Origin of the sequence: Vandammella animalimorsus (assembly GCF_002285265.1) — a bacterium.
Classification (GTDB): Bacteria; Pseudomonadota; Gammaproteobacteria; order Burkholderiales; family Burkholderiaceae_C; genus Lampropedia.
The window spans coordinates 19,858-40,438 of record NZ_NSJB01000005.1; the positions used below are offsets into that span (position 1 = coordinate 19,858).

21 protein-coding genes are annotated in these 20,581 nt (G+C 67.1%); 7 read left to right on the forward strand and 14 right to left on the reverse strand.

What is annotated here, in order from left to right:
- Positions 1 to 15: 15 nt before the first annotated feature.
- The 8 genes from tldD to CK625_RS08500 all read right to left on the reverse strand — a co-directional run bounded on the left by tldD (position 16) and on the right by CK625_RS08500 (position 8,839).
- Entirely contained in the window at positions 16 to 1,566 is a 1,551-nt protein-coding gene (tldD, locus tag CK625_RS08465; RefSeq protein WP_095539883.1) for a metalloprotease TldD, read from the reverse strand.
- Positions 1,567 to 1,788: 222 nt separating this feature from the next.
- A complete protein-coding gene (rsfS, locus tag CK625_RS08470) occupies positions 1,789 to 2,547 on the reverse strand; it encodes a ribosome silencing factor (protein ID WP_095539884.1) in 759 nt (252 codons plus the stop codon).
- Between the two features lie 99 nt (positions 2,548 to 2,646).
- The gene (gene hemF, locus CK625_RS08475; protein ID WP_095539885.1) at positions 2,647 to 3,594 is read right to left on the reverse strand and encodes an oxygen-dependent coproporphyrinogen oxidase; all 948 of its coding nucleotides are present in this window, start codon (positions 3,592 to 3,594) and stop codon (positions 2,647 to 2,649) included.
- A gap of 127 nt (positions 3,595 to 3,721) precedes the next feature.
- Positions 3,722 to 4,984, reverse strand: a complete 1,263-nt coding sequence (locus tag CK625_RS08480) for an ATP-binding protein (protein WP_095539886.1) — start codon at positions 4,982 to 4,984, stop codon at positions 3,722 to 3,724.
- 60 nt (positions 4,985 to 5,044) lie between these two features.
- Complete coding sequence (locus CK625_RS08485; RefSeq protein ID WP_095539887.1) at positions 5,045 to 5,767, reverse strand: response regulator; 723 nt, start codon at positions 5,765 to 5,767, stop codon at positions 5,045 to 5,047.
- 141 nt (positions 5,768 to 5,908) lie between these two features.
- The gene (lgt, locus tag CK625_RS08490; RefSeq protein ID WP_095539888.1) at positions 5,909 to 6,724 is read right to left on the reverse strand and encodes a prolipoprotein diacylglyceryl transferase; all 816 of its coding nucleotides are present in this window, start codon (positions 6,722 to 6,724) and stop codon (positions 5,909 to 5,911) included.
- A gap of 193 nt (positions 6,725 to 6,917) precedes the next feature.
- Positions 6,918 to 7,778 carry a protease HtpX gene (gene htpX / locus CK625_RS08495; protein WP_095539889.1) on the reverse strand — a complete coding sequence of 287 codons (861 nt, stop codon included), beginning with the start codon at positions 7,776 to 7,778 and terminating at the stop codon, positions 6,918 to 6,920.
- Positions 7,779 to 7,876: 98 nt separating this feature from the next.
- A complete protein-coding gene (locus tag CK625_RS08500) occupies positions 7,877 to 8,839 on the reverse strand; it encodes a DUF3025 domain-containing protein (RefSeq protein ID WP_095539960.1) in 963 nt (320 codons plus the stop codon).
- A gap of 108 nt (positions 8,840 to 8,947) precedes the next feature.
- Between CK625_RS08500 and CK625_RS08505 the strand changes: the two genes are divergently transcribed.
- Positions 8,948 to 9,820 carry an acyl-CoA thioesterase gene (locus CK625_RS08505; RefSeq protein WP_095539890.1) on the forward strand — a complete coding sequence of 291 codons (873 nt, stop codon included), beginning with the start codon at positions 8,948 to 8,950 and terminating at the stop codon, positions 9,818 to 9,820.
- 105 nt (positions 9,821 to 9,925) lie between these two features.
- On the opposite strand, the gene CK625_RS08510 is transcribed toward CK625_RS08505, so the two are convergent.
- The 6 genes from CK625_RS08510 to CK625_RS08535 all read right to left on the reverse strand — a co-directional run bounded on the left by CK625_RS08510 (position 9,926) and on the right by CK625_RS08535 (position 14,996).
- The gene (locus tag CK625_RS08510; protein ID WP_343030384.1) at positions 9,926 to 10,342 is read right to left on the reverse strand and encodes a roadblock/LC7 domain-containing protein; all 417 of its coding nucleotides are present in this window, start codon (positions 10,340 to 10,342) and stop codon (positions 9,926 to 9,928) included.
- 85 nt (positions 10,343 to 10,427) lie between these two features.
- Complete coding sequence (locus CK625_RS08515; protein ID WP_095539892.1) at positions 10,428 to 10,829, reverse strand: hypothetical protein; 402 nt, start codon at positions 10,827 to 10,829, stop codon at positions 10,428 to 10,430.
- Between the two features lie 104 nt (positions 10,830 to 10,933).
- Positions 10,934 to 12,274 carry an ATP-binding cassette domain-containing protein gene (locus CK625_RS08520; protein WP_095539893.1) on the reverse strand — a complete coding sequence of 447 codons (1,341 nt, stop codon included), beginning with the start codon at positions 12,272 to 12,274 and terminating at the stop codon, positions 10,934 to 10,936.
- On the reverse strand, positions 12,271 to 12,879 hold the full coding sequence (locus tag CK625_RS08525) for a GTP-binding protein (protein WP_122243951.1): 609 nt from the start codon (positions 12,877 to 12,879) through the stop codon (positions 12,271 to 12,273). The genes CK625_RS08520 and CK625_RS08525 overlap by 4 nt, the downstream gene beginning before the upstream one ends.
- Before the next feature lie 71 nt (positions 12,880 to 12,950).
- Entirely contained in the window at positions 12,951 to 13,376 is a 426-nt protein-coding gene (locus CK625_RS08530; RefSeq protein ID WP_143326234.1) for a hypothetical protein, read from the reverse strand.
- A gap of 498 nt (positions 13,377 to 13,874) precedes the next feature.
- On the reverse strand, positions 13,875 to 14,996 hold the full coding sequence (locus CK625_RS08535; protein ID WP_095539895.1) for a 3-deoxy-7-phosphoheptulonate synthase: 1,122 nt from the start codon (positions 14,994 to 14,996) through the stop codon (positions 13,875 to 13,877).
- A 337-nt stretch (positions 14,997 to 15,333) separates the two neighbouring features.
- On the opposite strand from CK625_RS08535, the gene ypfJ reads away from it, so the two are divergent.
- From ypfJ to CK625_RS08565, 6 genes are all read left to right on the forward strand, one after another.
- The gene (ypfJ, locus tag CK625_RS08540; RefSeq protein WP_095539896.1) at positions 15,334 to 16,176 is read left to right on the forward strand and encodes a KPN_02809 family neutral zinc metallopeptidase; all 843 of its coding nucleotides are present in this window, start codon (positions 15,334 to 15,336) and stop codon (positions 16,174 to 16,176) included.
- Positions 16,177 to 16,213: 37 nt separating this feature from the next.
- Positions 16,214 to 16,996, forward strand: coding sequence for a lysophospholipid acyltransferase family protein (locus CK625_RS08545; protein ID WP_095539897.1), 783 nt, complete (start codon positions 16,214 to 16,216; stop codon positions 16,994 to 16,996).
- On the forward strand, positions 16,993 to 17,934 hold the full coding sequence (locus CK625_RS08550) for a phosphatidate cytidylyltransferase (protein ID WP_095539898.1): 942 nt from the start codon (positions 16,993 to 16,995) through the stop codon (positions 17,932 to 17,934). The genes CK625_RS08545 and CK625_RS08550 overlap by 4 nt, the downstream gene beginning before the upstream one ends.
- Positions 17,935 to 17,945: 11 nt before the next feature.
- Positions 17,946 to 18,197 carry a cysteine-rich CWC family protein gene (locus tag CK625_RS08555; RefSeq protein WP_143326235.1) on the forward strand — a complete coding sequence of 84 codons (252 nt, stop codon included), beginning with the start codon at positions 17,946 to 17,948 and terminating at the stop codon, positions 18,195 to 18,197.
- Positions 18,194 to 18,529: a thioredoxin family protein gene (locus tag CK625_RS08560; RefSeq protein WP_095539900.1), complete on the forward strand. Its 336-nt coding sequence runs from the start codon at positions 18,194 to 18,196 to the stop codon at positions 18,527 to 18,529. The genes CK625_RS08555 and CK625_RS08560 overlap by 4 nt, the downstream gene beginning before the upstream one ends.
- A 374-nt stretch (positions 18,530 to 18,903) precedes the next feature.
- Positions 18,904 to 20,550: an acyl-CoA synthetase gene (locus CK625_RS08565; protein ID WP_095539901.1), complete on the forward strand. Its 1,647-nt coding sequence runs from the start codon at positions 18,904 to 18,906 to the stop codon at positions 20,548 to 20,550.
- Positions 20,551 to 20,581 lie beyond the last annotated feature (31 nt).

Consider the following 20,581-nt stretch of genomic DNA (forward strand, 5'->3'; position numbering starts at 1 on the left):
CTTTCTGGCAGGTTCTTACACCGTGCCGCCAACGGTCAGGCCTTCGATGCGGAAGGTGGGCTGGCCCACGCCCACGGGCACGCTCTGGCCTTCCTTGCCGCACACGCCCACGCCGCTGTCCAGGCGCACGTCGTTGCCGATCATGCTCACGCGCTTGAGGGCCTCGGGGCCGTTGCCGACGATGGTGGCGCCCTTGACGGGGTAGAGCAGCTTGCCTTTCTCGACCCACCAGGCCTGGCTGGCGCTGAAGACGAATTTGCCCGAGGTGATGTCCACCTGGCCGCCGCCGAAGTTGGTGGCGTACAGGCCGCGCTCGATGCTGGCGATGACTTCGGCGCTCTCGTAGGGGCCGCCGAGCATGTAGGTGTTGGTCATGCGCGGCATGGGGATGTGGGCGTAGCTTTCGCGCCGGCCGTTGCCGGTGGGCGCGGTGTTCATCAGGCGCGCGTTCATGGCGTCCTGCAGGTAGCCCACCAGGATGCCGTCCTCGATCAGCACGTTGCGCTGCGTGGCATGGCCTTCGTCGTCGATGTTGAGCGAGCCGCGGCGCTGGGCGATGGTGCCGTCGTCCAGCACGGTCACGCCCTTGGCCGCCACGCGCTGGCCGATGCGGCCGCTGAAGGCGCTGGAGCCCTTGCGGTTGAAGTCGCCCTCCAGCCCGTGGCCCACGGCCTCGTGCAGCAGCACGCCGGGCCAGCCCGGGCCGAGCACCACGGTCATCTCGCCTGCCGGCGCGGGGCGCGCCTGCAGGTTGGTCAGCGCGGCATCGACGGCCTTGTCCACATATTCCTGCACCAATTCGGTGTCGAAATAGGCCAGGCCAAACCGCCCGCCGCCGCCGGCCGTGCCGACTTCGCGGCGCTGGCCCTGCTGGGCGATGACGGTGACCGACAGCCGCACCAGTGGCCGCACATCGGCCGCCAGCGTGCCATCGGCGCGGGCAATGAGCACCACGTCCCATTCGCTGGCCAGCCCGGCCATGACCTGCACGATGCGCGGATCGCGCGCGCGCGCCAATTGCTCAACCTGGCCCAGCAGCGCCACCTTTTGCTCGCTGCCCAGCGTGCCGATCGGGTCCAGCGCCGGGTACAGCGCGCGGCTGGGGGCGATGCGGCGCGCGCCCACGCGCGCGCGCGCGCCGCTGGCGCGGCCAGCGCCGATGGCGCGCACCGTGGCGGCGGCGTCCATCAACGCGGCGGGCGAGAGGTCGTCAGAGTAGGCAAAGGCGGTTTTCTCGCCAGCCACGGCGCGCACGCCCACGCCCTGGTCGATGCTGAAGGAGCCGGTCTTGACGATGCCTTCCTCCAGGCTCCAGCCTTCGTGGCGGGTGTATTGGAAGTACAGGTCGGCGTCGTCCACCTGGCGCTGGCGGATGTGCGCCAGGGCTTCATGCAGATGGCGCTCCTGCAGGCCGTAGGGCTCCAGCAGCCATTGCTGCGCCAGCGCCAGGCGCTCTTCGGTGCTGGTGGGCTCGGGCAGGCCGGCCTGTGCAAATGGATTGGCCGCTGCGGCGGCAGGCACGCTGGCCGCCGTGTGCAGCGCGGGGGAGGCGAGTACAGAGTTCATGGCGCCAGATTGTAGGAGGGCTGGCGCGCCGCTGCCGAGCCCCCTGGCGCCCAGAACCTGTTCAAAATCTCGGTGCGAGTGGGCAGGAAACGGTTTGGGATGGGCAGCAAGGCGCAAAACGCAGCCATAGCCGAAGCTATGGCGAGGCTTTGTAACGCAGCAGACCGCCCAAATCCGCTTCGTGCACACCGTGCAGAGATTTTGAACAGAGGTTCTCAGGGCTTATGCGCCAGCCTTGCGGGCAGCGGTTTTTTTCGCTGCGGCAGCGGGGCTTTTCTTGGCGGCGGCCTTGGTGGTCTTGACGGTGAGCTTTTTCACCGGGGCCTTGGCGGCGGGGGTTTTGGCTGCCGTCTTGGCAGGGGTTTTCACTGCGGTTTTTGCCGCGGCTTTTGTCGCGGTTTTGGCGGGCACCTTGGCTGCGCTTTTCGCAGTGGTTTTTGCCGTGGTCTTTGCTGCAGTTTTTGCGGCGGTCTTGGTGGTGGCCTTTGCGGCGGTCTTGGCGGCCGTTTTTTTCACTGCGGCCTTCTTGGCGGCGAGCGGGCGCTTGGCCGGGGCCTTGGCATCGCCTGCGGCGGCGTCCTCGGCAGCGGCGGCGGCGGGCTGGGCCTTGGGCTTGGCCTTTTTGACGGGCTTGTCGCCCCAGATTTCTTCCAGGCGGTAGTACTGCCGAATGGCCGGCTGCATGATGTGCGCGACGATGCTGCCGCAATCGACGATGACCCATTCGCCGTTGTCCTCGCCTTCAACGCGCGGCTTGTCAAAGCCGGCTTCGCGCACCTTGTCGCGCACGCTGGCCGCCAGCGCCTTGGTCTGGCGCGAGGAGGTGGCGGTGGCGACGATGACGCGCTCGAACAGGGGCGAGAGGTGCGCCGTGTCGAACACCTGAATGTCCTGCGCCTTGACGTCTTCCAGGCCATCGACGATGGCGGCCTGCAGCTTGCTCAGATGGCGTTTGGCGGTGGTCTCACTGAGGATTTTCATGCGGTGTGCGGTGTGCGAATCAATGCGGTCAAGGGCCTGGAGAAGGCCTGGCGCGCCAGTGTACCGCAGCCCTTTGCGGCGATCGCCTCGGGCAGGCGCTCAGCCCTGCCCCAGCCAGTCGCGGCGCACGAGGAATTTCTGCGTCAGCTCGGCCTCGGGCGAGCCGGGCTCAAAGCGCTGCTGATAGGCCCAGCTGGCCAGCGGCGGCATGGACAGCAAAATCGATTCGGTGCGCCCGCCCGATTGCAGGCCGAAGTGCGTGCCACGGTCGAAGACCAGGTTGAACTCCACGTAGCGCCCGCGGCGGTAGAGCTGGAAGGCGCGCTCGCGCTCGCCCCAGGGCTGGTGCATGCGCCGCTCGACGATGGGCAGGTAGGCCTGCAGAAAATGCTCGCCCACGGACTGCATCAGCGCAAAGCCGCCGTCAAAGCCCAACTCGGACAGATCGTCATAGAAGATGCCGCCGATGCCGCGCTGCTCAGCGCGGTGCTTGAGGCAGAAGTAGTCGTCGCACCAGGCCTTGAAGCGCGGGTATTTGTCGGCGCCGAAGGGCGCGAGGCTGGCCTGGCAGACGCGGTGAAAGTGCTGCGCGTCCTCCTCATAGGCGTAGTAGGGCGTCAAGTCCATGCCGCCGCCAAACCAGCTCACCGCCTGGCCCTGCGCGGGTTGGGCCGAAAGCATGCGCACGTTCATGTGCACCGTGGGCACGTAGGGGTTGCGCGGGTGGAACACCAGCGACACGCCCAGCGCCTCGAAGGGGGCGCCGGCCAGCTCGGGGCGCTTTTGCGTGGCCGATGGCGGCAGCGCCGCGCCGCGCACGTGCGAGAAGCCGCAGCCGGCGCGCTCGAACACCTGGCCGCCTTCGATGATGCAGGTGATGCCATCGCCCTGCAGCGGCTCGTCGGCCGATTTCTGCCAGGGCTCGCGCACGAACTGCACGCCGCTGCCGGCCTGGTCTTCGATGTGCTGCAAGGCATCGACGATGGTTTTCTGCAAGGCGATCAGCCACGGCCGCACTTGCTGGGCCGAGGCGTTGGGCTGGGACATGGATGAAGACTCCTGAAGGCGGGCCGCGCAAGGCAACGATGGCATGCGCACCCGGCGAAAAACGAAGCGCGCATTATCTTCACGCGGGCTGCGGCCGCGGCCTGAACCCGAGCAAATCGCCCTGGGTTCACTTCAGCCCAAAGCCTACGGCTGGGGCGGCGGGCTGGGCCATGCGCGGCAGGGTCAGCGTGAAGCTGCTGCCACCGCCTGGGCGCGCTGCGCAGCGCACGCTGCCGCCGTGGCGCTGCGCAATGGTCTTGACCAGCGCCAGGCCCAGGCCCACGCCGCCGCTGCGCTCGCTGGCGCCGGGGGCGCGGTAGAAGGGCTCGAAGATGCGCTCGCGCAGCGCCTCGGGCACGCCGGGGCCGCGGTCGTGCACGTGGATGGCGATGTGCGCGCCCTGCTCCTGCAGCACCAGCTCGATCGGCCCCTGGCTGTAGCGGCGCGCGTTTTCCAGCAGGTTGCGCAGCGCGCGCCGCAGCAGCTTGGCGTCGCCCAGGATGTCCATGTCCGGCGCGGCGGCGTCGCTGGCGGTGGTGTCGATGTCCATCTCCGCGCCGATGCGGGCGCTTTCCTCGGCCGCCAGGCCGATGAGGTCCACGGCTTCGAGCGCCAGCGCCGAGTCTTCGGCCAAGTCCAGGCGGCTGGCCAGCAGGATTTCGTCGATGAGCTGGTCCAGCTCGGCGATGTTGCGCTGGATTTCCTGGCGCGCCGCGCCCGAGGGCCGGCCGTGCTCGGCCAGCTCCAGGCCCATGCGGATGCGCGCCAGCGGCGAGCGCAGCTCGTGCGAGGCATTGGCCAGCAGCGCCTTGTGCGAGCGCACCAGGGTCTGGATGCGCGCGGCGGCGGCGTTGAACTGGCCGGCCAGCTCGGCCACCTCGTCCTGGCCATCGACGGGGATGCGCACGCTGAGGTCGCCCTCGCCGAATTTCTGCACACCCAGGCGCAGCGTCTCCAGGCGCTTCATCAGGTGGCGGATGATGGGGAACACGCCGATGATCACCGACAGGCCCACCAGGCCCAGCAGCCACAGGTAGCCAAAGGGCGGCAGCGCCCAGAAGGCCCAGCCGTTTTGCGGCGGGCGCGGCGGGCGGTCGTTGCGCGGCGCGAAGCTGGCGATGTATTCGCGCCCTTGCTCAGTGGTGATGCCGAGCTTGAAGCCCGGCTCGTCGCTGGGGATGAAGACCGAAACGCCGCGGATGGGCGGCTCGCTGCGGTCCACGCGGCTGATGACCACCTCGCGCGGCGCGATCACGCGCGCCTGTTCGCGGCGCTCCTCGGCCACGCGCCAGCCCCAGCCCACGGCCAGCATGAGCACGGCCACGCAGCCAACCACGGCCAACCAGATGCGCAGGTACATGCGCTGGGAAAAGGGGTTGCGAAGCGGCATGGGCAGTGCAAAAACCAGTGCTGGGAAAACGGGGCGCGGCCGCCGCAGGCGGGGGGCAGCTCAGTCCTGCTGCTTGGCGAACACGTAGCCCACGCCGCGCACGGTGAGGATGCGGCGCGGGTTCTTCAGATCGCTTTCGATGGCGGCGCGGATGCGGCCGATGTGCACGTCGATGGAGCGGTCAAAGGCTTCGAGCTCACGGCCGCGCACGGCCTCCATGATTTGATCGCGCGTGAGCACGCGCCCGGCGCGCTCGGCCAGCGTCACCAGCAGGTCGAACTGGTAGGAGGTCAGCTCCACGGGCTGCGCGGCAATCGTCACCGTGCGCGCGCTGCGGTCGATCTCCAGCGAGCCAAAGCGCATGGTCTCGGGCACGGCCTGCTGCACGGCGCCGGCCTGGCGGCGGCGCAGCAGGGCGCGGATGCGCGCCAGCAGCTCGCGCGGCTCGAAGGGCTTGGGCAGGTAATCATCCGCGCCGATCTCCAGGCCGATGACGCGATCCATGGGGTCGCCCTTGGCCGTGAGCATCAGCACCGGCAGCTGCGCAGCCGCGCCAGGCAGCGCGCGCAGCCTGCGGCAGACTTCCAGCCCGTCCATGTCCGGCAGCATCAAATCCAGCACCACCAGCTCGGGCGCAGGCCCCGCGCCACGCCCCTGCAGGGCGGCCAGGCCAGTGTGGGCATCGGGCGCGTGCTCGACACAGTAGCCCGATTGCGCCAGGTACTCCGACACCATGGCCGCCAGGCGCGCATCGTCTTCGATCATCAAAACAGGGGTGGTCATGGCAGGTGCTTTCCAGTCAGTGGGCATTGGCGCAGCCGGGCACTATCGCCCGGCTTGCCGCGCGGCGTTTGTCCTGCGGGTAAAGGCGGCGTAAAGCCGGCCAGGGCCAGGGCGCGCCATCGACATGCCATCAGCGCACCATCAGTGAGCCTGCGCGCGCCGCCCGGCCCAAATCCACACGCCCGCGCCGGCGGCAATCATCGGCACGCACAGCCATTGGCCCATGCTCATGCCCAGCGGCAGCAGGCCCAGGAAGGCATCGGGCTCGCGGAAGAACTCGGCCACGAAGCGCAGGCTGCCATAGCCCATCAGGAACAGCGCCGCCACCCGGCCCTGGGCGTGCTCCCTGCGGGCGAACAGCCACAGGATCACGAACAGCAACACGCCTTCGAGCAGGAACTGGTACAGCTGCGAGGGATGGCGCGGCTGCATGCTGCCGCTGTGCGGGAACACCATGCCCCAGGGCAGATCGGGCGGGGCCAGCCGGCCCCAGAGCTCGCCATTGATGAAATTGCCGATGCGCCCGGCGGCAAAGCCCAGCGGCACGCACGGCGCGACGAAATCGGCCACCTGCCAGAACGGCCGCCGGCGCGTCACGGCAAACCACACCATGGCCACGATGGAGCCCAGCAGCGCGCCGTGAAAGGCCATGCCGCCCTTGTTGATCAGCGGGATCTCCAGCGGGTGGGCCAGGTAATAGCCCGGCTTGTAGAACAGCACATAGCCCAGGCGCCCGCCGATGATGATGCAAAGCACGCCGATGAAGAGCAAATCCTCCACATCGCGCACCTGCCACTGGCCCTGCTGCACCAGCTGCGCATACGGCGGGTGCCGCAACCGCAGGCGGCCCAGCACGACGAACAGCACAAAGCCCACCAGATAGGTCAGCCCGTACCAGTGCACGGACAGGGGCCCGAGGGAAAACGCAACAGGATCGATGTTCGGATAGGTCAGCATGGTGTGGCGCAATCAGTGCGCGCCGCAGGGGCGGCGCAGCGCGCATCCTAAAGGAAGGGCGCCGCGCCCAGCGCCAAACGGCGCCAGGCCCGCTGGCCCAACGCACATGGCTGGGGCAGCGGGCCTGGGAAGGACAGGGGCAGGGACGGCCAGCGCCGTGGCAGCACCGCCCCAAAGAGCCATCATTGCAGCATCACTGCAGCTGTTGCAGCGCCATGATGCGCTCCTCCAGTGGCGGATGCGAGCTGAACAGCTTGCCCATGGCGCCGGAGATGCCCATCGACGCCAAGCCCTTGGGCAAATCCTGCGTGTTGATATTGCCCAGCCGCGCCAGCGCGCGCTGCATCGACACAGGCTGGCCCATCATCTGCGCCGCGCCCGCATCGGCGCGGAACTCGCGCCGGCGGCTGAACCAGGCCACGATGATCGCCGCCAGCACGCCCAGCAGCGCATCCATGACGAACACCGTCAGGTAGTAGCCCGGCCCCATGCCCGCCTGGCCGCCGCGCTCATTGCCGCGCTGCAAAAAGGCATCGACCAGCGCGCCCACCACCCGCGAGATGTAGATCACGAAGGTGTTCATCACGCCCTGGATCAGCGCCATCGTCACCATGTCGCCATTGGCCACGTGGGCCACCTCGTGGCCGATGACGGCCTCGACCTCCTCGTGCGTCATGCTTTGCAGCAACCCGGTGGAGACGGCCACCAACGCCGCATCGCGACGCGCGCCCGTGGCAAAGGCATTGGCCGGCCCATCGTAAATGCCCACGTCCGGCATCTGGATGCCGGCCTTGTCGGCAAAGCGGCGCACGGTCTCGACGATCCAGGCCTCATCGCGGTTGCTGGGCTCATTGATCAGGCGCACGCCCATGCCACGAATGGCCATGGTCTTGGACAACATCAGCGAAATCAACGAACCGCCAAAGCCCATGACCAAGGCCATGACCAGCAGGCCACCCTGGCTGCCGCGATCCAGCCCGAGCAGGCTGGTGACCACCCCCAGCACCAGCACGACGGCCAGGTTGGTGGCAACAAAAAGAAGAATGCGTTGCATGGTGGGGAACCTCCTTGGTCAAAATGGCCACGGCGCCTGCGCGCCATGCGAACACTGGCAGATGGTGGCCCGCCAGCGGTTTTCAAGTAGGCCCGGCATCATCGCCTGGGCGGGCGGAAGACCTGGGGGTCTTCGTAGAAGGCGCGCTGGGTGTTGGCGGGCCACCAGCCGGGCAGGCCCAGCACGGGCAGCGGCGTCAGCGGCTTGTGCGCCAGGGCCTCGGGTTGCAGGGCCTGGCTCAGGGCCTGGTCCCAGGCGGCCAGCAAGGGGGCTGGGCATTGGGGCAGCGCGCAGGCTGCGGGTTCAGGGGCGGCCTGGGCGGGCGCCGTGGCCGGGCCCAGCGCGGCCTGCCATGCGGCGGCCAGCGCCGCGTCGCTGGCCAGTGGCAGTGTCAGCACATGGGCGCACAGGGGCTTGCGCGGGGCGCACAGTTGCTCCAGCAGCGCGTGGCCAAACAGCACGACAAAGGCCTGCCGCCACAGCGGGCGCAAGGTCCAGAACAGGGCCAGCCAATCGCGCGCCAACAGGGCTTGCCACAGCGGCTCGGGGGCCAGCAGCAGCGCGCCGTTTTCGTCGAACAGGGTGCAGGCATCGCGCACCGGGCCGCGCCGGCCCTGGATGCCGTGCTGGCGGATCTGCTCGGTCTGGATGGCGTTCAGGCGCGCCTTGCTGCGCGGCAAGTGCAGCCAGATCAGGCCGTTGAAGAAGTCGTGCGCGTGGTCGCGCGTGGGCACGGCCCAGTGGGCGTGGATGAAGGCTTCGTAGCTGGCGCCCGCCGGCAATTGCTGCTGCGCGACGAAACGCGGCGCGCCGCGGCGGCCAGGCGCAAGGCCCGTGCCATCGCCCGCGCCCGAGGCCGTGGCCGCAAGCTCTGGATGCGCCACTTGATCGAGGGCCTGGTGCACAGGCAGGCCGTGCGCGAGCACGGCCTGGGCCAATGGCACGCCATGGGGTTGGGCGAAGGGGGCGAGCCAGGGCTGGGCCCAATCCAAGCGTTGCAGCGGGGCGCAGCCGGGCCGCTCTGGCGGGGCGTGGCACTGTGCGGGCGTTTCATTCGACATGGGCGACATTGTCGCCGCCCGCGCGCAGCAGGCTTTCTGGATAATGCGCCTGCCGGGTGCGCCGATGCGCCCCTGAATGTAAATAGTGAGCACGAGTTTTCTTCCCCCATGGCTTCCGACATTGACACCGCCCCCCCCAACGATGCGCAGCGGCGCCAGGCGCTGACGCAGTTGATTGCGCAATTGCAGCTCGAACAGCTGGAGAAGCGTTTGTTTCGCGGCCTGAGCAATGACATTGGCGCACCAGCGGTGTTCGGCGGCCAGGTGTTGGGCCAGGCGCTGATGGCGGCAGCGCGCACGGTGCAGTCGCACCGGCTGCATTCGCTGCATGGCTATTTCCTGTTGCCGGGCGACAAACAGGCCCCGATCGTCTATGAGGTCGATCCGGTGCGCGATGGCCAGGGTTTTACTTCGCGCCGAGTAGTGGGCGTGCAGCACGGGCGCGCCATCTTCCACATGTCGGCCTCGTTCCAGCGCGAGGAGCCCGGCGCCGACCACCAAAGCCCGATGCCGGCAGCGCCAGCGCCGCAGGACACGCACCCGCGCCACCCGCCAGTCAGCGTGCTGCAGCGGCCGTTCGAGATTCGCTTCGTCGATCCGCGCACCACCAAGTCGCATGGCCCGCTGCCGCCGAACAATCAGGTCTGGTTGCGCACCTGTGCGCCCGTGCCGGACGATCCGCTGATCCACCAGGCGCTGCTGGCCTATATCTCTGATTTCAGCCTGTTGGGCGTGGCGCTGCGCCCGCATGGCCTGCACTTTGGCATGCCGGGGCTCAAGACCGTGAGCCTGGATCACGCCATGTGGTTCCACCGCCCATTTCGCTGCGACGAGTGGCTGCTCTACGACATGGATTCGCCTTCGGCCAGCGGCGCACGCGGCTTTGCGCGTGGCGCGCTGTACAACCAGCAGGGGCAGTTGGTGGCCTCCGTGGCGCAGGAGGGCCTGATGCGCTATCGGCCACCTGCAGCGCAGCAGTGATGGATGGCGGGCAACCGGCCCGCCAGATGCAGATACAGATGCAATGCAAAAAACACAACGGCCCGCAGATGCGGGCCGTATGCATTGGCAGAGCGCACAGCGCCCTCAACCGCCCAGCTCCGCCAGACGCATGGCGGCCTTGCGGGCATCGAGCAGGATGCGCCCCAGGTTGGCGCTGCTCTCGGCCGAGAGCGTCAGCGCGCGGCCCGTGCCAGCTTCGATCAGCAGCATGATGCCGCTGCTGCCGCCCAGAATGATCTGCTTGAGCTCGCCCACGTCGATTTCCTTGGTGGCGCGCCGCGACAAGGCCAGCAACGAGGCGCACATGGCGCCGATGCGGTCGGCATTGACGTTGGCCTCAGTGGCTGCGGCCAGCACGAAGCCGTCAAATGACACCCACGCCGTCAGCTCTATTTGCGCCGAACCTGCACGAAGCTCGCGCAAGATGCTTCGCGCCTGCGATTGCATTACTGGTGACAGCATGGTGAGGAAACAAAAATAACCGCAAACGGCCAGCGCCATTGAATCTCATGGTCTCAACAGGCCCTGGCCAACAGCCGCTGAAACCAACGCGCGCTGCATGCAGCGCGCGACACAAGGACTTTGCTTACAGCGAAGACTCGATCAAGGGCATCGCCATGCGGGCCTTGGTCAGCACCATGCCCAGGTTGGCGCCCTTGCGGCACACGAAAGTGGCCACTTGCGATTGGTTCTTGCCGCGCAGAAAGACGTGCAGCAGGTTGTCGCTGTTGACGATGATTTCCTGGAAGTAGTGACGGCCATCTTCCTGCACGCCGCGCACGCGGCGGAAGATTTTCTCGATCGCCTGCACGTTGGGGCCCTGGAACAGGTCGGCCGTGGCGGCAGCGAGCAGGTCAATCACTTCCTGGGCGTGGGAGTCAACGGTTTTGATCGCCAGCAGCATGCCGGAGTCGAGATCCACATAGCCTGCGGCGACGCAATCGGGGATGGAGGTGACGGCTTTCTCAAGGCTGGAATCCAGGGACATCGTAGGGACCTTTCACGATCAAGTAAGAATAAATATTGTTACATCAGTAACGCGCTCGAACGAAGCCGCGATTGTAAGGAAATTCTGTCTGGCGCGCAGCGCTTTTATGTAAACGTCACGTTTCTGCGAATGAATTGCTCGAACGCAGACAGAAACACCTCTTGCGAGGCCGACTGGATCCAGCCTGGGTCGATGCGGCGCATGGCCTTGACCGAATCCTCGCCGCTCCACTGCCCTTTGGCGCGCCACATCAGATACAGCGCCAGCACTGTGCCCGTGCGCCCCTGGCCGGCCTTGCAGTGCACGGCCACGCAGCGGCCTTGGGCCATTTGCTTGTCCAGCAGCGCGCACAAATCCACGGCCTGCGCCAGGGTCGGCGGGGTCATGTCGGGAATGGGCATGAACAGGCAGTCAATGCCAAATTCCGCCGCCAGCTCCCGGTCAAAAGGGGTTTCCGTCAGGTTCAGCAAGGTGTCGATGCCGGCGCCCTGCAAGCCGGCCAAGTCCTGGCGCGCCTCGCGCAGCAGGCCGGGGATGGACACGCCAGCGAGCCGGTCGGGCACCACCCAGCGGAACCTGGCCGGCAGCAAGGGGTTGATCTTGCCGTTGCGCGGCACGCGGCCTGCGCTGAGGGTTTCGATGGTTTCCTCAATCAGGCTGGCCGTCAGCGCGGTTTCTCCATCGCCGCTTTCACTGCGCTCGGGCAGCGTGCCATTGGCCAGGTAGTGTTGCCCGGCGGCCGTGCCTGGCGCAGCGAAGAATTGCCCTGCGGGCCCGGCCTCCAGCACCCGGCCATTGCCCAGCAGCACCACGTGCTGCGCCAGCGCCCTGGCCTGCTGCACATGGTGGGTGATGATGACGATGGCGCGCGTTTGCGCCAGACGCTCGATGAGCGCCACGACGCGCGCCGCATCGGCATCTGCCAGGCCGGCGGTGGGCTCGTCCAGCATGAGCAAGTCCGGCGCGCGCTGGGCCGCGCGCAGAATGCAAAACAGCGCCCATTCCACATCGCTGAGCTCGGCCACGTTGGCAAACAGCCGCGTCAGCAAATCGCCTTCCTGCAGCTGCGCGAACAGCCCGCGCAGCGCTTGCATGACGCTGGGCGCACTCTGGCCCTGGCCTTCGACGAAGAATTGCAGCCCCGTCATGCCCGCAGGGCGCTGGGCTTTTTGCTGCACCCGCATGCGCGCCAGCGGCGCGTGCGGGACGCTGCCCTGCTGGTAGCTGGCGCGCCAGCTGCCTTCCTGCAACTGACGCTCTTCGGTTTGGCTGAAGGCATCGATGCAGCGCATCAAGGTGGATTTGCCCGTGCCCGATGGCCCCAGCAAGGCCGTGCAGCCGCGCGCCGGCAGCGTCACATCGATGCCGTGCAGCACCTGCTTGTCGCCGTACCAGGCATCCAGGCCCGTCAATTGCATCAATACCGTGGCGGCCATGGCGCTCATGCCCTCACTTGCAAGCTGCTCATGCGCTCGTGCAGAACGGATTCGGGATAGGCGTGGAACGACTCCAGCAGCGCCGCCATGACGACCATCAGCAAAGCCACGTCGCGCTGCTCGCGCGCATCGCACCACATCACGGGGGGCTGGCAAATGCTGCAGGTACAGCTGCTGCGCTGGCTGAAAAAGCGCCGGTATTCGTCCAGATTGCGGCGCTCGTCGGCCTCGGCATGGGTCACGGCAACGATCAGCGGCGCATCGCCATGGGGCTTTTGCGCGCGGATGGCATCCAGGTAGGTGCTCAGGTCATCGAAACGCTCGGCCCGCGTGTGGTCCACGAACAGTACCGCGCCCTTGGCCTGCTCCAGCAGGATTTCCCACATGAAGTCAAAGCGGTCCTGGCCCGGCGCGCCGTACAGGCGCAGGCGGTCGCCGCTGCCCAGCTCCATGACGCCCATGTCCATGGCCACGGTGGTCGTGTCCTTCAGGGCCAGGGTGTCCTCATCGGTAGGCTTGACGTCGGTGTCCACCACCTCGATGTCGCTGATGGCGCGAATGGCCGTCGTCTTGCCCGAACCCACCGAGCCCAATACCGCAATATTCCAATCCATAGTTTTTCATCCGAAGCGCATGCTGCGCCATGTTCGCCCTGCCATCGGTCGTCGGTCGAGGGCGGTGGGCATCAAGACAAGAGTTTTTTCCAGAGCCGCTTGAGAAAGGAGCCCGCCGGCGTCGGCATGGCCGGTGGAGCGGCCTCTTCCTGCGTCGCGACGACGTCGGGCGCCACATCGCCGGCGTCGGAGAGGATCTCGCCCATGGTCTGAATCTGAACCTTCAATGCATCGCGCCCAGTCTGGAACACGTCCACGCAACCGGACTCCTGCAACTGGCGCAGCACTTTTTCCACCTTGTGGCTGGGCATGTCCACCGAGCGATGCACCAAAAACCCCACCGTCGGCTTGCGCGCCAGCAGCGCGCAAATGCGCGCGATGTCGCCTACGCGAACCAAATCGTATTCCTTGGAAAAATCAGGCCACTGCTTGAGGTACAACAGCTTGGAGCGGATGTCCTCTTGCGTTTCATGGCTTGAAGGATCTGGACTTGTCATGTCATTGAACTATTGATCGAAAGCTGGCTTTGGGCGCCAGGGGAATTCTTTGCGCAACAGCCCTTGCGGACTTTGCCCGCCACAGTGGCCTGTGCACCTTTCACCACGGGGCGCGGCGCGGTCGTTCTTTTTCAGGCGCGGCCCCTGAGCTTGCCCGCGCGCGGCTACAAACCCCTTGGCCATGGCGCATCGAGACCATCAAAACCCGGCGGCATGGGCCATGCATACGGTCGCGACGCGCCAACAAGGCGCCGGCTGCCCCCAGGCAATCCCCAATGGCGACCAGCCACTGGCGCGGCAGGCGCTCCCGCTCAGCGCCTGCCTATTGTGCTTCGCAACATTTTCCAAACTTGCCATTATCGCCGCGTTTTCAGGCTTGAAAACCATCGCCCGCACCATACGGGCCTGCATGGCAACAAAATCCGACCGCTTGGGGAGCGGCGATGCAGGCGCCCAGGCGCCTACAGGCAGGCCGTACAGGGGGATTCGAGCGAGCGCTCAATTCTTGCGGCGCTGCTGCACCGCGTCCGCCAGGCGCTGCAGGATTTGCGTAGATTCCTCCCAGCCCACGCAGGCATCGGTGATGCTCTTGCCATATTCGAGCTGTTGCGGATCGTCCACGCCAGGGGTGAATTTCTGCGCGCCAGGCTGCAAGTGGCTTTCGATCATCACTCCGAAGATGGCCCGCGAGCCAGCGGCGATCTGCTGGGCGATGTCGCTGGCCACCGTCATTTGCAGCTCGTGCTTTTTGCTGCTGTTGGCGTGCGAGCAGTCCACCATCAGCGATGGCGGCAGATTGGCCTTCTCCAGATCGGCGCAGGCCGCCTGCACGTCTTGCGCCTGGTAATTGGGCGTCTTGCCGCCGCGCAGGATGACGTGGCAATCGTCATTGCCCTCGGTGGTGACGATGGCCACCTGCCCGGTCTTGTGCACCGAGAGGAAATGGTGCGGGCGGCTGGCGGACATGATCGCATCCGTGGCAATGCGGATGTTGCCATCGGTGCCGTTTTTGAAGCCAATGGGCGCCGACAGGCCGCTGGCCAGCTCGCGGTGTACCTGGCTTTCGGTGGTGCGCGCGCCGATGGCGCCCCAGGCGATCAGATCGCCGATGTACTGCGGGGAAATCACGTCCAGAAATTCGCTGCCTGCGGGCAGGCCAATGCGGTTGATGTCGATCAGCAATTGGCGCGCAATGCGCAGCCCTTCGTCGATGCGATAGCTCTGGTCCATATAAGGATCATTGATCAGGCCCTTCCAGCCCACCGTGGTGCGCGGCTTCTCGAAATACACGCGCATGACGATCTCCAGGCGGTCTTGCAGCTGCTCGCGCAGCGGCTTGAGGCGCCGCGCGTATTCGAGCGCCGCCTCCGGATCGTGGATGCTGCACGGGCCGATGACCACCAGCAGGCGGTCGTCCTGGCCGTGCATGATGTGGCGGATGCGCTGGCGCGTCTGCAGCACCTGGCGCTCCACCGGGGTGCCCTGAATGGGAAAGAAACGAATCAAATGCTCTGGCGGCGGCAACACTGTGATTTCCCGAATGCGCTGATTGTCTGTCTGACCGGTTTTTTCAACAGCGCCTGGCCAGGCTGCGGTGCCTTGTGTTGCGATAGCGTTCATGGGTGCCCTCGTGTAAGTGGTCGGATGGTCAAGAAAAAAACAGCAAGAGAAAAAGGCGCAAGACGCCATGCCATGAAAAAACCGCCGGAGCTGCTGGGCTGCGGCGGTTTTTAGAGCTTGGGCGCTTTACAGGTTTGCGACTGGGCCTCTCATCCGCCTTGGACAGAGAAATCAAAGCCAAAAAATGCAAACCAAGTGGTGTATGCCATGGCGGCGCAATGTAGCACAGATTTCCAGGCCGCCCCGGCGGGGTCAAGGATTTGCCTGATGCAGGCTTTGCGGCCAGCGCTACACTTGCCCGCCATATTTTTGACTGCACTTGTGGAGTACACAGACCATGCGTTGGGAAGGCAATCGGCAATCGCGCAACGTGGAAGATCGCCGCGGCGCTGGCGGGCGGCGCGGCGGCGGCCTCAATCTGGGCATTGGCTCGATCATCGTCGCCGTCGTCGCCGGCTGGATTTTTGGCGTCAACCCCTTGACGATTCTGGGCCTGATGCAGGGCCTGCCCAGCCCGCAGGTGCAGCAGGCGCCCGCGCCAGGGCCGGACGACCGCTCCAGCCAGTTTGCCAAGGTCGTGCTGGCCGATACCGAGGACGTCTGGAACAGCATTTACCGCAATTACCAAGAGCCGCGCATGGTGCTGTTTCGCGGCGCCACGCCCACCAGCTGCGGCATGGGGCAGGCGGCCACCGGGCCGTTTTACTGCCCGGCCGACCAGACCATCTACCTGGATTTGAGCTTCTTCGACGAGCTCAAGCACCGCCTGGGCGCGCCGGGCGAGTTCGCCCAGGCCTACGTGATTGCGCACGAAGTGGGCCACCACCTGCAGCGGCTGCAGGGCACGACGCACAAGCTCGAACGGCTGCGCGGCCAGATCAGCCAGGCCGAGTACAACCAGCTGAGCGTGCGCCTGGAGCTGCAGGCCGATTGCTATGCCGGCGTCTGGGGCCACCATGCCGACCGCCAGCGCCAAATCCTGGAGAAGGGCGACATCGAGGCGGCCATGAACGCCGCCGCGCGCATTGGCGACGATGCGCTGCAGCGCGGCGCCGGCCGCGTCGTGCGGCCCGAGAGCTTCACCCACGGCAGCAGCGCGCAGCGCCAGCGCTGGTTCCACATCGGCCTGAAGACGGGCGACCCCAACGCCTGCGACACCTTCAACGCCCAGCAGCTGTAACCCCAGCCCACCTTGTGTGGAGAGAGCGAGCTTTCGCATGAGCATCCTGGCCCGCTTCAGCGCCGCCGCCATCACCGGCGCGGCCAAGGCCTTGACCGGGGCGCGCAGCCTGTGGCTGGGCTGCGCACCCGTGCCGCAGCAGCGCATTTACTACGCCAACCACACCAGCCACAGCGATTTCGTGCTGCTGTGGGCCTCGCTACCGCCACTGCTGCGCAAGCGCACCCGGCCCGTGGCCGGGGCCGACTACTGGCTGCAGGGGCGGCTGCGCCGCTACATCATTGACCGGGTGTTCCATGGCGTGCTGGTCGAGCGCAACGGCAACGGCGCAGGCCATGGCGGCAACGGGGGCCACGACGGCCATGGCGCTGCAGCCGCGCCAGCCGAGGCCGCCGCTGCGCCACGGCCCGATGCGCTGCAGCCGCTCAAGGCCGCGCTGGAGGCGGGCGATTCGCTCATTCTCTTTCCCGAAGGCACGCGCAACATGGGCGAAGGCCTGCTGCCCTTCAAAAGCGGGCTCTACCACCTGGCCCAGGCCTACCCGGAGGTGGAGATCGTGCCCGTCTGGCTGGGCAACCTCAACCGCGTCATGCCCAAGGGCGCGCTGATCCCGCTGCCGCTGCTGTGCACGGTGCACTTCGGCGCGCCGCTGCAGCTCTTGCCCGGCGAGGAGAAACAGGACTTTTTGCTGCGCGCCCGCCAGGCCCTGCTGCATCTGGCCGGCGGCGAAAGCGCCGACGGGCCACGCGGCGATGGGCCAGCGCCGGCCGCAGAGCCCATGCCGACACCGGCGCCCGCGCCAGAAGGGGGCCAGCCATGAGCCGTGAGACCTTCTTGCTCTCGGCCCTGGTGCTGGGCCTGATGCTGCTGGCCTCGGCCGTGGGCTTTGCGCTCAAGCTGCGCGCGGGCTGGCAGCCCCATGCGGTGATCGACAACCTCAACGCCCGCATCAAGGCCTGGTGGGTCATGATCCTGGTGCTGGGCCTGGCCTTTGCGCTGGGGCGCGTGGCCGTGGTGCTGCTGTTTCTGGGCATTTCGTTCTATGCGCTGCGCGAGTTCATCACGCTCACGCCCACGCGCCGCGCGGACTACTTTGCGCTGCTGGCGGCCTTTTACGTGGCCCTGCCGCTGCAGTACTTCTTCATCCTCACCGGCTGGTACGGCATGATGGCCATCTTCCTGCCGGTGTACGGCTTCTTGCTGCTGCCGATCTTTGCCGCGCTCGGCGGCGACACCACGCGCTTTCTGGAGCGCGCCTCCAGCGTGCAATGGGGGGTGATGATCGCGATCTACTGCATCTCGGCCGTGCCCGCGCTGCTGCTCATCAGCATCCCCGGCTACGAGGGGCGCAACCTGCTGCTGATCGCCTGGCTGGTGCTGGTGGTGCAGGGCTCGGACATCCTGCAATACGTCTGCGGCAAGCTGCTGGGCCGGCGCAAGATCGCCCCGGCGCTGTCGCCGTCCAAGACGGTGGAGGGCTTCGCAGGCGGCGTGCTGCTGGCCTCGCTGCTGGGCGCGGCCCTGCACTGGATCACGCCCTTTGGCCCGCTGCATGCGCTGCTGATGGCGCTGGTCGTCACCCTGCTGGGCTTTGCCGGCGGGCTGGTGATGTCGGCCATCAAGCGCGATCGCGGCGTCAAGGACTGGGGCAGCATGATCGAAGGCCACGGCGGCATGCTCGACCGGCTCGATTCGATCTGCTTTGCCGCGCCGATCTTCTTTCACCTGGTGCGCTACATCTGGGGCGTGCCCGTTTGAGCCCGCGCCCCGTGCCGCCCGCCCCGCCCGCCAGCCCCGCCGGTCTTTGCCCGCTGTGCGGCGCGCCCAATGGCTGCGCCATGGCGCCCCGGCCTGGCGCCGCGCCTGCGGCCGCCCACCCTTTTGATTGCTGGTGCCTGCACACCCACATCGCCCCCGCCGCCCTGGCGCGCGCGCGGCAGGCCCAGCCCCAGCAATGCCTGTGCCGCGCCTGCGCCACGGGCCATCAGCCACAAGCCATCAGCCACAAGGAGACCCCATGAGCCAGGACTACCAACCCGAGACCATGACCCGCGCCCAGGCCGAGCAGCTGCCCGGCACGGTGCTGCTGGATTTCGGCGCCAACTGGTGCAGCATCTGCAACGCCGCGCGCGCCCATGTGGAGGCGGCGCTGGCCGAGCACCCGCAGGTGCGCCACATCCGCATCGAGGACGGCAAGGGCCGCCCGCTGGGGCGGGAGTTCGGCGTCAAGCTCTGGCCCTCGCTGTTCCTGCTGCGCGATGGGCAGGTGCAGGCCCAGCTGGTGCGGCCCGAATCGACCGAGGCCGTGCGCGCCGCGCTGGCCGCAGCGCTGCCCGGCTCGCCCGCCGCCTGAATACCTGGCCGCAAAAAACCGCGCGCCGCGCCCATCCCCAGGATCGGGCGGCCTGCTGCGCCAGCAAACCAGCCAAGCGCCAGCAAGCCAATGCAATGGCACGCGCGATCGGCTGCGTCTTGCGCCTTGCAGCCCCCCGACCTGGCGCGCGCGGTGCGCGGCAAATCTTTGAGATTTGAGGGCAGGTCCTGATCTGCGCCCTGCCCGGGTTTTCCCGCAGCGGCGGCCCCCCCCCGTGTTCCTGCCAATTGCCAAGCCCTGCGCGGCACAGTACAAGCCTGTGTCGCCGCTTGGCGCGCCCCCTGCTGCCTTGCCGGCATGCGGTGCGGGCTTTTGCGCCAGCACTTCCATCATCCAAGAAAGACCTGTACACCATGAGCGCCTACGACCAACACCTGGACCGCAACGCCGCCAACTTCACCGCCATCACCCCGCTGGACTACATCCGGCGCAGCGCCGAGGTCTACCCCGGCCGCCTGGCCGTGGTGCATGGCGAGATCCGCCGCAACTGGCGCGAGACCTACGCGCGCTGCCGCCAGCTCGCCAGCGCATTGCAGCAAGCGGGCATCGGCAAGAACGACACCGTGGCCGTGATCCTGCCCAACACCCCGCCGATGGTGGAGGCGCACTTTGGCGTGCCCATGGCCGGGGGCGTGCTCAACACGCTCAACACCCGGCTGGACCCTGAAACCATCGCCTTCATGCTCGACCACGGCGAGGCCAAGGCGCTGATCGTCGACCCGGAGTTCGCCGGACTGATCCACAAAGCCCTGCCGCTGCGCAAGAGCGAGCACCTGACGACCATCATCACCGTGCAGGACGCGCTCTACGGCCCCGCGCCCGTGCAGCTCGACGGCGCGATCGACTATGAGGACTTCCTCGCCGGCGGCGACCCCGAATTCAACTGGCAGCGCCCCGAGGACGAGTGGGACGCCATCGCCCTGAACTACACCAGCGGCACCACGGGCGATCCCAAGGGCGTGGTCTACCACCACCGCGGCGCGGCGCTCAACGCCGTTTCGGCCATCCTGGAATGGGACATGCCCAAGCACCCGGTCTATCTGTGGACGCTGCCCATGTTCCACTGCAACGGCTGGTGCTTCCCCTGGGCCGTGGCCGCGCGCGCGGGCGTGAACGTGTGCCTGCGCCGCGTCGATCCGGCCGCCATCTTCGACGCCATGCGCGAACACGGCGTGACGCACTACTGCGGCGCGCCCATCGTGCACGGCATGCTGGTCAACGCCCCGGCCTCCATGAAGGCCGGCCTGCCCAGCGGCGTCAAGGCCATGGTCGCCGGCGCCGCGCCGCCGGCCTCGATGATCGAGGGCATGGAGGAAATGGGCTTTGATCTCACCCACGTCTATGGCCTGACCGAGGTCTATGGCCCGGCCACCGTGTGCGCCAAGCACGAGGACTGGCAAACCCTGGACATCGGCGAGCGCGCCCAGCTCAACGCGCGCCAGGGCGTGCGCTACCACCTGGAGCAAGACGCCTGCGTGCTCGACCCCGACACCATGCAGCCCGTGCCCTGGGACGGCGAGACCATGGGCGAGATCATGTTCCGCGGCAACATCGCCATGAAGGGCTATCTGAAAAACCCGCAGGCCACGCAAAAGGCCTTTGCCGGCGGGTGGTTTCACTCCGGCGACCTGGCCGTGCAATACCCGGACGGCTACATCAAGATCAAGGACCGCAGCAAGGACATCATCATCTCCGGCGGCGAGAACATCTCCTCCATCGAGGTTGAGGACACGCTCTACCGCCACCCGGCCGTGCTGGCCGCCGCCGTGGTGGCCAAGCCCGACCCGAAATGGGGCGAGACGCCCTGCGCCTTCATCGAGCTCAAGGAAGGCGCCACCACCACGGTGGAGGACATCGTGGCGCACTGCAAGAAGCACCTGGCAGGCTTCAAGGTGCCCAAGGCCGTGGTCTTCGGCCCGCTGCCCAAGACCAGCACCGGCAAGATCCAGAAGTTCGAGCTGCGCAAGCAGGTGGGCTCGGCCCAGGCCATCGATGTCTAGAGAATGTGATGCCCTAACCCCGCAGGCACAC

Excerpts from the sequence above, each read along its gene's own strand:
- tldD (WP_095539883.1), bottom strand. The coding sequence starts at position 1,566 with ATGAACTCTGTACTCGCCTCCCCCGCGCTGCACACGGCGGCCAGCGTG.
- rsfS (WP_095539884.1), bottom strand. The coding sequence starts at position 2,547 with ATGAAAATCCTCAGTGAGACCACCGCCAAACGCCATCTGAGCAAGCTG.
- hemF (WP_095539885.1), bottom strand. The coding sequence starts at position 3,594 with ATGTCCCAGCCCAACGCCTCGGCCCAGCAAGTGCGGCCGTGGCTGATC.
- CK625_RS08480 (WP_095539886.1), bottom strand. The coding sequence starts at position 4,984 with ATGCCGCTTCGCAACCCCTTTTCCCAGCGCATGTACCTGCGCATCTGG.
- CK625_RS08485 (WP_095539887.1), bottom strand. The coding sequence starts at position 5,767 with ATGACCACCCCTGTTTTGATGATCGAAGACGATGCGCGCCTGGCGGCC.
- lgt (WP_095539888.1), bottom strand. The coding sequence starts at position 6,724 with ATGCTGACCTATCCGAACATCGATCCTGTTGCGTTTTCCCTCGGGCCC.
- htpX (WP_095539889.1), bottom strand. The coding sequence starts at position 7,778 with ATGCAACGCATTCTTCTTTTTGTTGCCACCAACCTGGCCGTCGTGCTG.
- CK625_RS08500 (WP_095539960.1), bottom strand. The coding sequence starts at position 8,839 with ATGTCGAATGAAACGCCCGCACAGTGCCACGCCCCGCCAGAGCGGCCC.
- CK625_RS08505 (WP_095539890.1), top strand. The coding sequence starts at position 8,948 with ATGGCTTCCGACATTGACACCGCCCCCCCCAACGATGCGCAGCGGCGC.
- CK625_RS08510 (WP_343030384.1), bottom strand. The coding sequence starts at position 10,342 with ATGGCGCTGGCCGTTTGCGGTTATTTTTGTTTCCTCACCATGCTGTCA.
- CK625_RS08515 (WP_095539892.1), bottom strand. The coding sequence starts at position 10,829 with ATGTCCCTGGATTCCAGCCTTGAGAAAGCCGTCACCTCCATCCCCGAT.
- CK625_RS08520 (WP_095539893.1), bottom strand. The coding sequence starts at position 12,274 with ATGAGCGCCATGGCCGCCACGGTATTGATGCAATTGACGGGCCTGGAT.
- CK625_RS08525 (WP_122243951.1), bottom strand. The coding sequence starts at position 12,879 with ATGGATTGGAATATTGCGGTATTGGGCTCGGTGGGTTCGGGCAAGACG.
- CK625_RS08530 (WP_143326234.1), bottom strand. The coding sequence starts at position 13,376 with ATGACAAGTCCAGATCCTTCAAGCCATGAAACGCAAGAGGACATCCGC.
- CK625_RS08535 (WP_095539895.1), bottom strand. The coding sequence starts at position 14,996 with ATGAACGCTATCGCAACACAAGGCACCGCAGCCTGGCCAGGCGCTGTT.
- ypfJ (WP_095539896.1), top strand. The coding sequence starts at position 15,334 with ATGCGTTGGGAAGGCAATCGGCAATCGCGCAACGTGGAAGATCGCCGC.
- CK625_RS08545 (WP_095539897.1), top strand. The coding sequence starts at position 16,214 with ATGAGCATCCTGGCCCGCTTCAGCGCCGCCGCCATCACCGGCGCGGCC.
- CK625_RS08550 (WP_095539898.1), top strand. The coding sequence starts at position 16,993 with ATGAGCCGTGAGACCTTCTTGCTCTCGGCCCTGGTGCTGGGCCTGATG.
- CK625_RS08560 (WP_095539900.1), top strand. The coding sequence starts at position 18,194 with ATGAGCCAGGACTACCAACCCGAGACCATGACCCGCGCCCAGGCCGAG.
- CK625_RS08565 (WP_095539901.1), top strand. The coding sequence starts at position 18,904 with ATGAGCGCCTACGACCAACACCTGGACCGCAACGCCGCCAACTTCACC.